The sequence below is a fragment of the Streptomyces cyslabdanicus genome (assembly GCF_052663305.1).
Window position 1 is genome coordinate 1 of sequence record NZ_JBQRUW010000030.1, and the last position, 12351, is coordinate 12351.

At 71.6% G+C, this 12351-nt stretch carries 11 protein-coding genes and 1 pseudogene; 6 read left to right on the forward strand and 6 right to left on the reverse strand.

Annotated elements, in window-relative coordinates; all coding sequences use genetic code 11:
- Window positions 1–119 precede the first annotated feature (119 nt).
- The 3 genes from ACTYVM_RS18885 to ACTYVM_RS18895 form a co-directional block, all read right to left on the reverse strand.
- The gene (locus ACTYVM_RS18885) at window positions 120–818 is read right to left on the reverse strand and encodes a hypothetical protein (protein WP_445527019.1); all 699 of its coding nucleotides are present in this window, start codon (window positions 816–818) and stop codon (window positions 120–122) included.
- A 77-nt stretch (window positions 819–895) separates the two neighbouring features.
- Window positions 896–1315: a RidA family protein gene (locus ACTYVM_RS18890; protein ID WP_445527020.1), complete on the reverse strand. Its 420-nt coding sequence runs from the start codon at window positions 1313–1315 to the stop codon at window positions 896–898.
- Entirely contained in the window at window positions 1312–2088 is a 777-nt protein-coding gene (locus ACTYVM_RS18895) for an IclR family transcriptional regulator (protein WP_445527021.1), read from the reverse strand. Before ACTYVM_RS18895 ends, ACTYVM_RS18890 begins: the two co-directional genes overlap by 4 nt.
- A 124-nt stretch (window positions 2089–2212) precedes the next feature.
- Here ACTYVM_RS18895 and ACTYVM_RS18900 point away from each other — a divergent pair, with 124 nt between their 5' ends.
- The gene (locus tag ACTYVM_RS18900) at window positions 2213–3478 is read left to right on the forward strand and encodes an amino acid deaminase (protein ID WP_445527022.1); all 1266 of its coding nucleotides are present in this window, start codon (window positions 2213–2215) and stop codon (window positions 3476–3478) included.
- Between the two features lie 20 nt (window positions 3479–3498).
- Window positions 3499–5142: an N-acyl-D-amino-acid deacylase family protein gene (locus ACTYVM_RS18905; protein ID WP_445527023.1), complete on the forward strand. Its 1644-nt coding sequence runs from the start codon at window positions 3499–3501 to the stop codon at window positions 5140–5142.
- 333 nt (window positions 5143–5475) lie between these two features.
- Here the strand turns inward: ACTYVM_RS18905 and ACTYVM_RS18910 are convergent.
- A pseudogene (locus ACTYVM_RS18910) lies at window positions 5476–5987 on the reverse strand (serine protease); the annotation flags it as partial.
- Between the two features lie 215 nt (window positions 5988–6202).
- Here ACTYVM_RS18910 and ACTYVM_RS18915 point away from each other — a divergent pair.
- The 4 genes from ACTYVM_RS18915 to ACTYVM_RS18930 all read left to right on the forward strand — a co-directional run bounded on the left by ACTYVM_RS18915 (window position 6203) and on the right by ACTYVM_RS18930 (window position 10343).
- Window positions 6203–7414 carry a pyridoxal phosphate-dependent aminotransferase gene (locus ACTYVM_RS18915; protein ID WP_400028830.1) on the forward strand — a complete coding sequence of 404 codons (1212 nt, stop codon included), beginning with the start codon at window positions 6203–6205 and terminating at the stop codon, window positions 7412–7414.
- Window positions 7415–7516: 102 nt separating this feature from the next.
- Entirely contained in the window at window positions 7517–7948 is a 432-nt protein-coding gene (locus tag ACTYVM_RS18920) for an SCO4983 family protein (RefSeq protein ID WP_400028829.1), read from the forward strand.
- Between the two features lie 536 nt (window positions 7949–8484).
- The gene (locus ACTYVM_RS18925) at window positions 8485–9072 is read left to right on the forward strand and encodes a tetratricopeptide repeat protein (RefSeq protein WP_445527024.1); all 588 of its coding nucleotides are present in this window, start codon (window positions 8485–8487) and stop codon (window positions 9070–9072) included.
- A complete protein-coding gene (locus ACTYVM_RS18930) occupies window positions 9069–10343 on the forward strand; it encodes a glycosyltransferase (protein WP_445527025.1) in 1275 nt (424 codons plus the stop codon). The genes ACTYVM_RS18925 and ACTYVM_RS18930 overlap by 4 nt, the downstream gene beginning before the upstream one ends.
- 98 nt (window positions 10344–10441) lie before the next feature.
- Here the strand turns inward: ACTYVM_RS18930 and rfbD are convergent, their stop codons facing one another.
- Window positions 10442–11359, reverse strand: coding sequence for a dTDP-4-dehydrorhamnose reductase (rfbD, locus tag ACTYVM_RS18935; RefSeq protein WP_445527026.1), 918 nt, complete (start codon window positions 11357–11359; stop codon window positions 10442–10444).
- The gene (gene rfbB / locus ACTYVM_RS18940; protein ID WP_445527027.1) at window positions 11359–12330 is read right to left on the reverse strand and encodes a dTDP-glucose 4,6-dehydratase; all 972 of its coding nucleotides are present in this window, start codon (window positions 12328–12330) and stop codon (window positions 11359–11361) included. The genes rfbD and rfbB overlap by 1 nt, the downstream gene beginning before the upstream one ends.
- Window positions 12331–12351: the final 21 nt, after the last annotated feature.

The window sequence follows — 12351 nt, forward strand, 5'->3', positions numbered from 1 at the left end:
CGCCCCCCGCAGGTCCACCCACCGATGTGGTCTCTCCGCTGGCTCGCTCCCTGCCCCCGGTACCGCTGACGCCGGGATCGGCGGGGTGGCCCGATCGACGGGGCCGGGCGTCAGCGAGGTCAGGCGTCGGCGGCGGGCGTCCTGTCCGCCGCGTCCTGGTCCGCGGAGTCCTTGTCCGCGGAGTCCTTGTCCGCGCCGTCGGCCTCGTTCACCACGTTCTTGTCCACGGCATCGGCCTCGCTCGCCGCGTCCTCATCCGCGGCGCCGTCCTCGTCCGCCGTGCCGTCGTCGAAGTACGCGTCCAGGACCGCGTCCAGCCGCGTCTCCCACTCGGCGAAGCGTGCCCTGGCCGGGGCCTCGATCTCGATGGGGTACCAGCGCCGGTCGGGGGTGTGGACGGTGATGGTGAACCGCTTGCCGAAACGGGGGGTCGCCGTCTCGACGGCGCCGATCTCGTCCCAGCGGAACTCGCACTCCTGGTCGTCCAGGCCGAGGCGTACGCCCTGGTGGTCGGCGACGATGCGGGCGCGGCGGTCGGCGGCCTCGAAGACGGGACCGTCGACGGCCTCTTCCTGCCCCTCCTCCACCTGCCGCCCGTCGTCCTGCCGCGCCGTGTCCCCGGTGTCCCCGGCGGTCCCGGTGTCGTCCGCGACCGCCTTCTCGGGCTCCGGCGGCTGCTCGGCCGGCCGCGGCCGGGCATCCTCCGGTTCCGCCGTCGCAGGTGCGGTGAGCCCGGGGACGTGGGCCGGGTCGAACCCGGCACCCTTCACGGGCTCGGCCTTCAGGGGCTGGCTGCTCGAACCTATGCGCTGCTCCACAGCGGGCAGTATGGTCGACGATCCTGTGCGGGACACAGCCAGCCCCGACTTCGTTATACGAAGATGGCCAAGACGCGTCAGCCGAGCACGGCGAGCGCGTCGATCTCGATGAGCAGACCCGCGGGCAGCCCGACGTAGACGGTGGTGCGGGCGGCGGGCGGCTGGGTGAGGCCCTGCTCCTCGAAGTACGCGTTGTAGAGGTCGTTCATCTCGGCGAAGTGGTCCACGTCCGTGAGGTAGACGCGGATCATCATCACGTCGTCCCAGGTCGCGCCGCCCTCCTCCAGGATCGCCTTGACGTTGGCGAGGGTCTGGAGGGTCTGCTCGCGCAGGGTCGGACCGGCCGGCGTGGGGGGCACGCCCTCCTCGGCGGGCAGGAAGCCGACCTGGCCGGCCACCTGGAGGATGTTGCCCTTGCGCACCCCGTGGGAGAACTTCGCGGGCGGGGTGGTGTGGGTCGCGGGGGTGAGGGCGATCTTGGCCGTCGTCTGGCTCATACGGGATCCTTCACTGGGTTGGTGCCCGAGGGGTTTCTGCCGGAGAACTCGTCGCTGACGGCGTCCGCGGTACGGCGCGCCAGCGGGAGCAGGGCGAGGAGGTCCTCGGCGGTGACGACGACGTTCGGCGCGGAGACCGACATCGCGGCGGCCACCCGGCCGTCGGCACCGCGGATGGGCGCGGCGACGCAGTTGATGGACTCCTCGTGGCCGCCGAGGTCGGCGGCCCAGCCCTGTTCGCGCACCGTCGCCAGCTCCTTCAGGAAGGCGGCGGCGTTCGGTGTCGAACGGGCCGTGTACAGGGGGTAGTCGAGCCTCTGGGCGACCGCGCGCCGCTCGGCCTCGGGCAGGTCGGCGAGCAGCAGCTTGGCCACGGCCGCGACGGTGATGGCGACGGGCTTGCCGATCCGTGAGTACATCCGCACCGGATAGCGGCTGTCCACCTTGTCGATGTAGAGCACCTCGTCGTCCTCGTGGACGGCCAGGTGCACGGTGTGCCCGCACTGCTCGTTCAGCCGCAGCAGGTGGGGGTGGGCGATCTCGCGCACGTCGAGGCTCTCCATCGCCTCCTGGGCGAGGGCGAAGAGCCGGGCGCCGAGGCGGTAGCGCTGGTCGGACTGGCGGTGGACGAGTCCGTGCTGATGCAGGGTGCGCAGCAACCGCAGCGCGGTGGACTTGTGGACGCCGAGGCGGTCGGCGACCCGGCCGAGGTCGGCGGGGCCCTCCGCGAGCAGCGGCAGGATGCTCAGCGCCCGGTCGACGGTCTGACTCACGGCGTGCGCACCTCCTCCCTTCCGGGGGGCTGACATTGACCCGGCTTCGGCGGGATGCTAGACACCGGTAAGCATCCCACGCAACGGCCGTTGCACACACCGCAACGGCCTCGAAGGAGGCTCGATGAGCACGGAAGCGCTCGCCCGGCTGGCCGAGGAACGCGTCGACCACCGTTTCAAGGGCCTCCCGCCGGACGCGGACGGCCTGACCGTCGGCGAGCTGGCCGCCGAGCGCCGCAACCTCTTCACCGACGGCTTCACCACGCCCGTGCTGACCCTCTCCGCGGAGCGCCTGGAGCACAACCTGAAGCTGATGGAGACCTACGCGGCCCGCCACGGCCTGGTCTTCGCCCCGCACGGCAAGACCTCCATGGCCCCGCAGCTCTTCCACCGCCAACTGGAGCACGGCGCCTGGGGCATCACGCTGGCGGTGCCGCACCAGGTGCGCGTGGCCCGGGCGTTCGGCATCGGCCGGGTCTTCCTGGCCAACGAGCTGGTGGACCCGGCGGCCCTGCGCTGGGTCGCCGCCGAACTGGCCGCCGATCCGTCCTTCCGCTTCGTCTGCTATGTCGACTCCGTGCGCGGGGTGGAGCTGATGGACGCGGCGTTGAAGGGGTCCGACCACCCGGTCGACGTGGTGGTGGAACTGGCGGCCGGTGAGGGCGCGCGGACCGGTGTGCGCACGGAGGCCGAGTGCCTGGCGGTCGCCGAGGCGGTGGCGGGCACGGACACCCTGCGCCTCGTCGGGGTCGCCGGTTACGAGGGCGAGGTGCCGCGGGCCGACCCCGAGCGGGTGCGGGCGTGGCTGACCCGGCTCGTCGGCCTGGCCGTGGACCTCGACAAGGCGGGGAGGTTCGCGGGCGCCCAGGAGATCGTGGTGAGCGCGGGCGGCAGCGCCTGGTTCGACACAGTGGCGGAGGTGTTCGCCGAGATCCCCGAACTGTCCCTGCCGGTGCTGAAGTTGCTGCGCTCGGGCGCGTACGTCTCGCACGACGACGGGCACTACCGCAGGATCACGCCCTTCAACCGCGTCCCCGAGGAGGGCACCCTGGAGCCCGCCTTCCGCCTCTGGGCGCAGGTGGTCTCCCGCCCCAGCCCCGACCAGGCCTTCGTCAACGCGGGCAAGCGGGACGCGGCCCACGACCTCGATCTGCCCGTCGCCCAGGTGGTGCGCCAAGGCGGCGTCGAGCGCCCCGCGACGGGGGTCGAGGTCACCCGCCTGTCCGACCAGCACGCGTGGCTGAGCACCGCCCCCGGGGCGGAGCTGGAGGTCGGTGACTGGGTCGGCCTCGGGCTCTCCCATCCGTGCACGTCCTTCGACAAGTGGCCGCTCATCCCGGTGGCCGAGGCGGACGGCACGGTGGTCGACTACGTCCGTACGTTCTTCTAGAGGCTCCGGGAGGCGCCGCCATGGATCCGGTGGGGTTCGCCGATTTCGCCGATCTGGTCATCCGGGACGCGGACGTCGCCGACGGCACCGGAGCCCCTTCCTACCGCGCCGACGTGGCCGTGAAGGAGGGCAGGATCGTCGCGGTCGTCAAGGAGGCCGCGGCGGCCGGCTGCCAGCGCCCGCGGGCACGGCGGGAGCTGGACGCGGAGGGCCTGGTGCTGGCCCCGGGCTTCATCGACATGCACGCCCACAGCGACCTCGCCCTGCTGCGCGACCCCGACCACAGCGCGAAGGCCGCGCAGGGCGTCACGCTGGAGGTCGTCGGGCAGGACGGGCTGTCGTACGCGCCGGTGGACGACCGCACCCTCGCCGAGGTGCGCCGGGCGATCAGCGGCTGGAACGGCGACGGCGACGACCTCGACTTCACCTGGCGTTCGGTGGGTGAGTACCTGGACCGGCTCGACCACGGCTTCGGCGGCGAGGGCATCGCCGTCAACGCCGCCTACCTGGTTCCGCAGGGCACGGTCCGCGCGCTCGCCGTCGGCTGGGAGGACCGTCCGGCCACGCCCGAAGAGCTGGCCCGGATGCGGCAGTTGGTCGCCGAGGGCATGCGGCAGGGCGCGGTCGGCATGTCCTCCGGCCTGACCTACACCCCGGGGATGTACGCACAGGACGCCGAACTGGCCGAACTGTGCCGGGTGGTGGCGGCGCACGGCGGCTACTACTGCCCGCACCACCGCAGTTACGGCGCCGGGGCCCTCGAGGCGTACGCGGAGATGGTCCGGCTCGCGCGTGCGGCGGACTGCCCGCTGCACCTGGCGCACGCCACCTTGAACTTCGGCCCGAACCAGGGCCGCGCCGGCGAGCTGCTGGCCCTCCTCGACGAGGCGCTGGCCGCGGGCGCCGACATCACCCTGGACACCTACCCCTACACCCCCGGCTGCACCACCCTGGTGGCCCTCTTGCCGAGCTGGGCGGGCGAGGGCGGCCCGGAGGCGGTCCTCGGGCGGCTGGCCGACGAGGACACCGCGGAGCGGATCCGCCACCACCTGGAGGTGACCGGCTCGGACGGCTGCCACGGGGTCCCGGTGGAGTGGGAGACGGTCGAGATCTCCGGGGTCGCCGTCCCCGCGCTCGCCGAGTACGTCGGCCTGACGGTCCGGGAGGCCGCGGCCCGGCGCGGCGAGGAACCCTGGACCACCGCCCGGCGGCTGCTGCGGGAGGACCGGCTGGGCACCACGGTGCTCCAGCACGTCGGCCACGAGGAGAACGTCCGCGCGATCATGCGCCACCGCGTCCACACCGGCGGCTCCGACGGCATCCTGCGGGGCGCCAAGCCGCATCCGCGGGCCTACGGCACCTTCCCGCAGTACCTCGGCCGGTATGTGCGGGAGCTGGGCGTGCTGTCCCTGGAGGAGTGCGTCGCGCACCTCACCGGGCGCCCGGCGGCCCGGCTGCGGCTGCCGGACCGGGGTGTGGTCCGCGAGGGGTACCGGGCCGACCTGGTCCTGTTCGACCCGGCCACGGTCGCGCCGGGCGCCACCTTCGAACGGCCGCGCGCGCTGCCGACGGGGATTCCGTACGTCCTGATCGACGGCCGGTTCGTGATCGAGGACGGGCGGCGCACCGGCGTCCTGGCGGGACGGGCGGTCCGCCGGACCTGAGCCGCGACCGACCGCCCCGGCAAACGAATCCGGGTGTGTGCAGCTGTAGATCCGCTTCCATTGACGCCCTCACCCGCATACAGGCGATTTCGGTCCGCGCCGCTGCTCGGCGCCACCACGGGTTCCTGCTTCACAGGCCCCTGCCTCCTCCCTCACGGGAGACGGTCTTACATGGGCCTCCACAGGCGTTACTTTCCGCCCGTCCGGCGGTAGGTCCGCCAATCTCGTTGCCAGACCGGACAACAGTAACGTGGGACCACTCCCGCGCGGGGCTCTGCGCCGCGGCATCACCCTGGAGAGCATTAACTCGAACAGTCATTCGCTGACCAAGAGTGGTCTTGGTGGCGGTGCCGGCAACCAGGGTGGGTGTCGCTCAGGGTCAGCGCGTCGATGCCGTAGGAACTCTTGATCTGCGCGTAGGTGCTGGTGAGCTGGTAGATCGTGACGTCCGTGTCGGTCATGGTCGAGTAGACGACCTTGTTCGCCCGGAGCGTCGCGACCTGGGTGCCGGCCGAGTTGAGCAGGCCGAAGGTGCGGCTGGACGACTGGCCCACGATCACCTGGCCGGGCGACGGGAAGCCCGTCTCCAGGCAGTGGCCGTTGCTGAGCACGAGCGCCGGGTCGCTGTCGGCGGAGCCGGGCAGACGGACGACCGATCCGGAGCAGTTGCTCAGCGCGACGGTGCCGGCGAAGTCGACGGCCGCCAGGGCGGGGGCGGCCGTCGCACGGTCCGCGCCGGTCACCCGGGCGGCGTTCGGCTCGGGCGCGGGCGCGGCGACCGCGGGTACCGCGCCCGCCCCGGCGATCACCAGGGCGAACAGCGCGGCGACGAGAGGCTTTCTCATGTGGGGTCCCCTCTTGCGACGGAGGCGGCCGGACATTCTCCGGCCGCCGTGCGTTGTCATGCGCATTGTGAGTGCGGAGGGGTGACGCAACAAGGGAGCGGTACGGGGCCGAGGGCTTTCCCTGCCCTGCCGCGGCGGCACGGGCCGACACGCGGATGTCTCACGTGGCGGATAACACGCGCCATAGGGCGATACGCGGCCGTAAGCTCCTTGGCATGCAGGTGATCCAGTCGACCAAGCTCGCCAACGTCTGTTACGAGATCCGGGGCCCGGTGCTCGAGGAGGCGATGCGCCTGGAGGCAGCTGGTCACCGCATCCTGAAGCTGAACACGGGCAACCCGGCGGCGTTCGGCTTCGAGTGCCCGCCGGAGATCCTGGAGGACATCCTCCGCAACGTCTCGACGGCCCACGGCTACGGCGACGCCAAGGGCCTGCTGGCCGCCCGGCGCGCGGTCGTCATGCACAACCAGACCCTCGGGATCGAGACGGACGTCGAGCACGTCTTCATCGGCAACGGCGTCTCCGAACTGATCGTGATGGCCATGCAGGGACTGCTGGACGACGGCGACGAGGTCCTCGTGCCGGCGCCGGACTACCCCCTGTGGACGGCCGCCGTCTCCCTGTCCGGCGGCACCGCCGTCCACTACCGCTGCGACGAGCAGTCCGACTGGATGCCCGACCTCGCCGACGTGGAGCGCAAGGTCACCGACCGCACCAAGGCGATCGTCATCATCAACCCCAACAACCCCACCGGCGCGGTCTACGACCGGGCGGTGCTCAAGGGGCTGACCGACATCGCCCGCCGGCACAACCTGCTGGTCTGCTCCGACGAGATCTACGACAAGATCCTCTACGACGGCGCCACGCACACCCCGACCGCGTCGGTCGCGCCGGACCTGCTGACCCTGACGTTCAACGGCATGTCCAAGGCGTACCGGGTGGCCGGCTACCGGGTGGGCTGGATGTCCGTCTCCGGCCCTCGCGCGCACGCCGACTCCTACCTCGAGGGCCTGACGATCCTGGCGAACATGCGCCTGTGCGCGAACATGCCGGGTCAGCACGGTGTGGTGGCGGCGCTCAGCGGGCGGCAGAGCATCAACGACCTGATCCTGCCGGGCGGGCGCCTGAAGGAACAGATGGACGTCGCCTACGAGCTGCTCACGCAGATCCCGGGTGTGACGTGCGTGCGGCCGAAGGGCGCGCTGTACCTCTTCCCGCGCCTGGACCCCGCCGTCTTCAAGATCAAGGACGACCGGCAGATGGTCCTGGACCTGCTGCGCCGCGAGAAGATCATGGTCGTGCACGGCACCGGCTTCAACTGGCCCGAGCCGGACCACTTCCGGGTCGTCACCCTGCCCTCGGTCGGCGACCTGCGGGAAGCGGTGGGGCGGATCGGGGCCTTCCTGGACGGCTACGGCCAGGCCTGACGCTCACGTTCGGTGCCCCTACGAACCGGTTCCGCGAACCGACTCAACTTTAGACGGATTCTAAGCTAGGATGCCTTCTGTCAGAGCACAGGAGGCCATCCCATGTACGAACCGCACCGCACCGGGCCTTCCGGCAGGTCCGTCCAGGGCCCGATGGCCGGCGCCACCTCCGACTTCCCCCATCGCTCCCGCGAGGAGGAGCTGGACATCCAGCTCACGGGCCATCTCGCGGCACTGCTCGCCGTCACGGACGAGCTGCGCGCGCTGGCCCCCTCCCCCGACCTGGACACCGCGGCCGAGCGGCTCGCCGAGCAGGTGGCCCGGCTGGGCGGAGGTCAGGCTCCGGGCCGCGTGTCGACGGCCGCCGCCCGCGAACCGTCGGCGCTGCACCAGCGGGCGCACGCGCTCGCCGGCCGCGCACTGGTCGTCGCCGCCTCCCGGGCGGACACCAGGGCGGCGATCCTGGCGGCCGAGCGGATGGACGCGCACGCGGCCGCGCAGGGCGAGCCGCGGAAGCTGACCGCCGCCGGCTAGTGCCGCGACAGGCAACGTTTGCCCCGTCGCGACGCCCGGCACGCCCTCTCGCCGCACCGGCCGAAAGCCCGAGTACATCCAGTACGAGGGCTTCCGGCCGGCACTCCCCCAAGCTCTTCGAGCAGGGGGGACCCCCAGAGCACGCACCGGACGCCGCTCCTTGACGGGCAAACGTTGCCCGCCGCGGCACTAGCACCACCCGATCGGGGCCCCTCGACCGGCCCCGGTCCGCGCGCACCCGCAGCGACGCGCGGACCGGGCGCCATGAACGCGCACGTCGTCGCGCCACCTTTCCTGCGTACATTCGAGTGGTCTGTACGCCCCACCCGCCTGCCGAACGGCGACGCCGACAAGTCGGCCTCGTAACGTCGGCGCACATGACGGTGGTTCGGACTCCAGCCCGTCGGCACCGGTGGACCCGGTAGACCCGCGCTCCGGTTCCGGCCGCACGAGAAGAGCCGCCTCAGTCCGTCCTTCACTATTCCACGAAATGTGACAAAGTGAAACGTAGGCGATTGTTGGTGACGCTCGTCGGCGTGGGCGCAGTTGCCACCGGGGTGACCTCCTGGGCGATCGCGTCCCACCCGATGACCGCGACCGCCCCGGAATCCAAGGCCGTGCACGGCCACCAGGCGCAGGAGGCGGCCGCGCTTCTGCAAGCCGGCAAACTCCAGGTGCAGTACCGCGACTTCGTCGGGGCGACCCGGACCTTCCGGCGCGTGCTGGAACTCGATCCGCGCAACAAGGTCGCCTGGTACGACCTCGGTGTCATCGCCCAGCAGGAAGGCAGGGCGGGCAGTGCCCACCAGGCCTACGACGAGGCGCTGAAGATCGACCCGAAGTACGCCCCGGCCCTCTACAACAAAGCGGTCCTGGTGAAGCCGCACGACCCCGGCCAGGCCGTCGGACTCCTGCACCGCGCCATCGCCGCCACGCCCGGGGCCGCCACGGCCCATCTCCAACTCGGCCTGATCCTGGCCCAGAAGGACCGCGACGACGAGGCCGAGAAGGAGTTCGGCCGGGCCGTCGCGGCGGACCCCTCGCTGCACTCCGCGGTCCCGGAGCGGTTCCGGGACAAGGTAAGCCCACCACCGACATCGAGTCAGGCAGGTGCCACCAGATGACGTCGACTGCGACACCGAGGTTCTCCGTCTTCACCCCCAGCCACCAGCCCCGTTTCCTCGATGAGTGCCTCACCACGCTTCAGGCGCAGACCTGTTCGGACTGGGAGTGGATCGTCCTGCTCAACAACGGCGCCCGGTGGCGGCCCGAGCAGCACGACGACCGGATCCGTGTGGAGATCGCGGACGACATGAGCGGCGTCGGGGCGGCCAAGCGCAGGGCCTGTGAGCTGGCCCGCGGAGAGATCCTCGTCGAACTCGACCACGACGACCTCATGGCGAAGGCCTGCCTGGCCGAGCTGGGCAAGGCGTTCGACGCACACCCCGAGGCCGTCCTCGTCTACTCCAACACCGCGCAGATCACCGAGGACGGCAAGCGGGACAACTCCCGCTTCAACGAGGCGCACGGCTGGAAGTTCGAGGAGGTGCGGGTCGACGGCCGCAAGCTGCTCCAGGCCGTCTCCATGGAGTCCACGCCGCACAACGTCTCCTACATCTGGTACGCGCCGAACCACGTACGGGCGTTCCGCAAGGAGAGCTACGAGAAGGCCGGCGGGTACGACGCCTCCCGCACCGTGCTCGACGACCAGGACCTGATGTGCCGGCTGTTCCACGTCGGCGACTTCCACCACGTCAACCGCTGCCTCTACCTCCAGCGGATGCACCCGGCGAACACCCAGCGCGACCCGGAGATCAACGCGCACATCCAGCGCGAGACGGTCGCCCTGTACGACAAGTACATCGAGGCCAACGCCCTGGCCTGGAGCGGGCGTCGCGGCCTGCTCGCCCTGGACCTCGGCGCGGCCCACCGCAAGCCGCCGGGCTACCTGGGCGTGGACCAGTACCCGGGAGACGGCGTCGACATCGTCGCGACCCTGCCCGGGAAGCTGGACCTGCCCGACAACTCCGTCGGCCTGATGCGGGCGGTGGACTTCCTCGAGCACGTGCCCGCGAAGGTGCCGCTGATCAACGAGCTGTACCGGCTGCTGGCGCCCGGCGGCATGCTCCTCACCATGACGCCCAGCTCCGACGGCCGTGGCGCGTACCAGGACCCGACCCACGTGGCCTACTACAACGAGAACTCGTTCTGGTACTACACGGACAACCAGTACCGCACCTTCGTGCCCGAGATCCAGGCCAGGTTCCAGTCCTCGCGGCTGGTCACCTACTTCCCCAGCGAGTGGCATTCCCGGAACAACATCTCCTACGTCGTCGCCAACCTCATCGCGATGAAGGACGGCGCCGAGCGGTGCGGAGGACCGCTGCGGGTCTAGGACCCGCACGCGAAGGCGCCCCGGCGGACCGTCAGGTACCGCCGGGGCGCCTCTTCTTGTCCGCAGGCTTTCCGAGATCCCAGGGCCCGCACGGGCGTTCAGGTCCGAAGGCGTGCGAGGTTCGCGCGCGCCGCGGCGGCCAGGGCCGCGAACGACGGCTCGGCGAGGGCCGCGGTCAGCTGGTCGTCCCACCGCTCGAGGGGCGGCAGCCCGCAGCGGGCCCAGTTGTCGTGCCCGAGCACGCCGAACGCCGGACGGGCCGCCGGGCGCGGGAACTTGTCCGAGCCGACCGGGCGGATCCGCTGCGGATCGAGGCCCGCGAGGCGGAAGGTCTCCCGCGCCAGGTCGTACCACGTGGTGTGGCCGGCCGCCGTGCCGTGGTACGTGCCGGCCGGTGCCCGCCCGGACAGGGCCGCACGGCCGAGGACCGCGAGCCGCCGGGCGAGCACCCGGGACCAGGTGGGCTGGCCGTGCTGGTCGGCCACCACGTCCAGGGTCTCCCGCCGGGCGGCGAGTTCGAGCATGGTGGACACGAAGTTGCGGCCGTGCGCCCCGTAGAGCCAGGCGGTACGCACCACATAGCCGCCGTGCGGCAGCAGTTCGGCAACGGCTCGTTCGCCCGCCAGTTTGCCGCGCCCGTAGGCGTTGACGGGTGCCGTGGGCGCGTCCTCGGGGCAGGGGTCGCGGCGATCGCCCGGGAACACGTAGTCGGTGGAGACGTGCAACAGCAGCGCGCCGGAATCCGCGCAGGCCCGGGCCAGGTGGCGTACGCCCGTGCCGTTGACGGCCGTTGACGCCGCCTCGGACCGCTCGGCGCCGTCGACGTCCGTCCAGGCGGCGCAGTTGACGACCACACGGTGGCCCCGGACGGCGTCGCGCACGGCGGCCGGATCGGTGATGTCCAGCCGCTCCCGGCTCAGTCCGGTCACCTCGGCGTCCGGGTCGGTGGCGAGTTCGGCCAGCATCTCGTGTCCGAGCAGCCCGTGCGCACCGGTCACCAGCCATGTGGTGCTCATCACAGCCCGGCCCTCTCCCTGAGCGGCTCCCACCAGGCGCGGTGTGCCCGGTACCAGGCGACCGTGGTGGCCAGGCCTTCGGCGAGGTCCGTCAGCGGGGCGTAGCCGAGCTGTTCGCGGATCTTGCCGTCGTCCAGCGAGTAGCGCAGGTCGTGGCCCTTGCGGTCGGCGACGTGCTCGACCCGGTACCAGTCCGCGCCGACCGCGTCCAGCAGCAGGCCGGTGAGCTTGTGGTTGGTCAGCTCCGTGCCGCCGCCGATGTGGTAGACCTCCCCGGCCCTGCCGCCGTGCAGGACCAGGTCGATGCCCCGGCAGTGGTCGGAGACGTGCAACCAGTCGCGGACGTTGCGGCCGTCGCCGTACAGGGGGACCTTCTTCCCGTCGAGCAGGCGGGTGATGAAGAGCGGGACGACCTTCTCGGGGAACTGGTGGGGCCCGTAGTTGTTGGTGCACCGGGTGACAACCACGTCCAGGCCGTGGGTGCGGTGGTAGGTGAGGGCCAGCAGGTCGGAGCCCGCCTTGGAGGCGGAGTACGGGGAGTTCGGGGCGAGCGGGCTCTGCTCGGTCCACGATCCTTCGCCGATCGAGCCGTAGACCTCGTCGGTGGACACGTGCACGAAACGGCCGACGCGGTGGCGGTGGGCCGCGTCCAGGAGCACCTGGGTGCCCGTCACGTTGGTGCGGACGAAGGGGCCCGCCCCGTGGATCGAGCGGTCCACGTGCGACTCGGCGGCGAAGTGGACCACCGCGTCCTGGCCCGCCATGACCTGGCCGACCACGTCCGGGTCGCAGATGTCGCCCCGGACGAAGGTGTACCCCGGGTGGTCCGCCACCGGCGCCAGGTTGGCCTCGACCCCGGAGTACGTGAGTGCGTCGAGGACGGTGATCCGCGCCGCCGGATCGGAGGCCAACCGCCGCCGGACGTATTCCGAACCGATGAATCCGGCGCCGCCGGTCACAAGGATGCGCATGGTTCTCCGAGTGTGTCGCAG

Excerpts from the sequence above, each read along its gene's own strand:
- ACTYVM_RS18890 (WP_445527020.1), bottom strand. The coding sequence starts at position 1,315 with ATGAGCCAGACGACGGCCAAGATCGCCCTCACCCCCGCGACCCACACC.
- ACTYVM_RS18900 (WP_445527022.1), top strand. The coding sequence starts at position 2,213 with ATGAGCACGGAAGCGCTCGCCCGGCTGGCCGAGGAACGCGTCGACCAC.
- ACTYVM_RS18905 (WP_445527023.1), top strand. The coding sequence starts at position 3,499 with ATGGATCCGGTGGGGTTCGCCGATTTCGCCGATCTGGTCATCCGGGAC.
- ACTYVM_RS18915 (WP_400028830.1), top strand. The coding sequence starts at position 6,203 with ATGCAGGTGATCCAGTCGACCAAGCTCGCCAACGTCTGTTACGAGATC.
- ACTYVM_RS18920 (WP_400028829.1), top strand. The coding sequence starts at position 7,517 with ATGTACGAACCGCACCGCACCGGGCCTTCCGGCAGGTCCGTCCAGGGC.
- ACTYVM_RS18930 (WP_445527025.1), top strand. The coding sequence starts at position 9,069 with ATGACGTCGACTGCGACACCGAGGTTCTCCGTCTTCACCCCCAGCCAC.
- rfbD (WP_445527026.1), bottom strand. The coding sequence starts at position 11,359 with ATGAGCACCACATGGCTGGTGACCGGTGCGCACGGGCTGCTCGGACAC.
- rfbB (WP_445527027.1), bottom strand. The coding sequence starts at position 12,330 with ATGCGCATCCTTGTGACCGGCGGCGCCGGATTCATCGGTTCGGAATAC.